This window comes from Psychrobacillus soli (assembly GCF_006861775.1).
GTDB lineage: Bacteria > Bacillota > Bacilli > Bacillales_A > Planococcaceae > Psychrobacillus > Psychrobacillus soli.
On record NZ_VDGG01000001.1, the window covers coordinates 203,692 to 205,988 of the forward strand.

The window sequence follows — 2,297 nt, forward strand, 5'->3', positions numbered from 1 at the left end:
TAAGCCAACATCCTGGTTGTCTAAGCAACGCCACATCCTTTTCCACTTAACAAATACTTGGGGACCTTAGCTGGTGGTCTGGGCTGTTTCCCTCTTGACTACGGATCTTATCACTCGCAGTCTGACTCCCAAACATAAATCATTGGCATTCGGAGTTTGTCTGAATTCGGTAACCCGGGATGGGCCCCTAGTCCAAACAGTGCTCTACCTCCAAGATTCTAACGTTTGAGGCTAGCCCTAAAGCTATTTCGGAGAGAACCAGCTATCTCCAGGTTCGATTGGAATTTCTCCGCTACCCACACCTCATCCCCGCACTTTTCAACGTACGTGGGTTCGGACCTCCAGTAAGTGTTACCTTACCTTCATCCTGGACATGGGTAGATCACCTGGTTTCGGGTCTACGACCACATACTCATTCGCCCTATTCAGACTCGCTTTCGCTGCGGCTCCGTCTTCTCAACTTAACCTTGCATGTAATCGTAACTCGCCGGTTCATTCTACAAAAGGCACGCCATCACCCATTAACGGGCTCTGACTACTTGTAGGCACACGGTTTCAGGATCTATTTCACTCCCCTTCCGGGGTGCTTTTCACCTTTCCCTCACGGTACTGGTTCACTATCGGTCACTAGGGAGTATTTAGCCTTGGGAGATGGTCCTCCCGGATTCCGACGGAATTTCACGTGTTCCGCCGTACTCAGGATACACTCAAGAGAGAATGAACTTTTGACTACGGGGCTTTTACCCTATCCTGCGGACCTTTCCAGATCGCTTCGTCTAACTCATTCCTTTGTAACTCTATGTTGAGTGTCCTACAACCCCAAGAGGCAAGCCTCTTGGTTTGGGCTATTCCCGTTTCGCTCGCCGCTACTCAGGGAATCGATTTTTCTTTCTCTTCCTCCAGGTACTTAGATGTTTCAGTTCCCTGGGTGTGCCACAGATGCGCTATGTATTCACGCAAATGTACTGCTCCATTACGAACAGTGGGTTTCCCCATTCGGAAATCTCCGGATCAAAGCTCACTTACAGCTCCCCGAAGCATATCGGTGTTAGTGCCGTCCTTCTTCGGCTCCTAGTGCCAAGGCATTCACCGTGCGCCCTTATTAACTTAACCTAAAAGTTAAAAAGTCTTACACATCATGATCACTACGTGATCACAAATTGAATTTCTTGTATTCATTGTTTCAATGTCGTTTTATCCAGTTTTCAAAGAACAAGTTTGGAATCTTCATATAAAAATGAACATTCAAAACTGAACTGCAAAACGTTAAGATACAGATCTTTATCTGTATCTTAACGTTTTGCAGTTCAGTTTTGAATGTTCATTTTTATATGAAGATTNCATCGACCTCACGCTTATCAGGCGTGCGCTCTAACCAGCTGAGCTATAGGCCCTCTTAGAATTCCCATATATGTATATGAACATTCAAAACTGAACTGCAAAACGTTAAGATACAGATAAAGATCTGTATTCCGTAATTATCCTTAGAAAGGAGGTGATCCAGCCGCACCTTCCGATACGGCTACCTTGTTACGACTTCACCCCAATCATCTGTCCCACCTTCGGCGGCTGGCTCCCGTAAGGGTTACCCCACCGACTTCGGGTGTTACAAACTCTCGTGGTGTGACGGGCGGTGTGTACAAGGCCCGGGAACGTATTCACCGTGGCATGCTGATCCACGATTACTAGCGATTCCGGCTTCATGTAGGCGAGTTGCAGCCTACAATCCGAACTGAGAACGGTTTTATGGGATTAGCTCACCCTCGCGGGGTTGCGACCCTCTGTACCGTCCATTGTAGCACGTGTGTAGCCCAGGTCATAAGGGGCATGATGATTTGACGTCATCCCCACCTTCCTCCGGTTTATCACCGGCAGTCACCTTAGAGTGCCCAACTGAATGCTGGCAACTAAGATCAAGGGTTGCGCTCGTTGCGGGACTTAACCCAACATCTCACGACACGAGCTGACGACAACCATGCACCACCTGTCACCGCTGTCCCCGAAGGGAAAAGTCTATCTCTAGACCGGCTGTTGGTTGAGTNGGGTTGCGACCCTCTGTACCGTCCATTGTAGCACGTGTGTAGCCCAGGTCATAAGGGGCATGATGATTTGACGTCATCCCCACCTTCCTCCGGTTTATCACCGGCAGTCACCTTAGAGTGCCCAACTAAATGCTGGCAACTAAGATCAAGGGTTGCGCTCGTTGCGGGACTTAACCCAACATCTCACGACACGAGCTGACGACAACCATGCACCACCTGTCACCGCTGTCCCCGAAGGGAAAGATCTATCTCTAG

General features: G+C 48.8%; 2 rRNA genes (1 of these 2 running past the window's edge). Both read right to left on the reverse strand.

Going from position 1 to position 2,297, the window contains the following annotated elements:
* Positions 1–1,113: ribosomal RNA gene (locus FG383_RS00935) — 23S ribosomal RNA — on the reverse strand (it extends 1,692 nt beyond the left edge of the window).
* Between the two features lie 375 nt (positions 1,114–1,488).
* Positions 1,489–2,297, reverse strand: a 16S ribosomal RNA gene (locus FG383_RS21065); the annotation flags it as partial.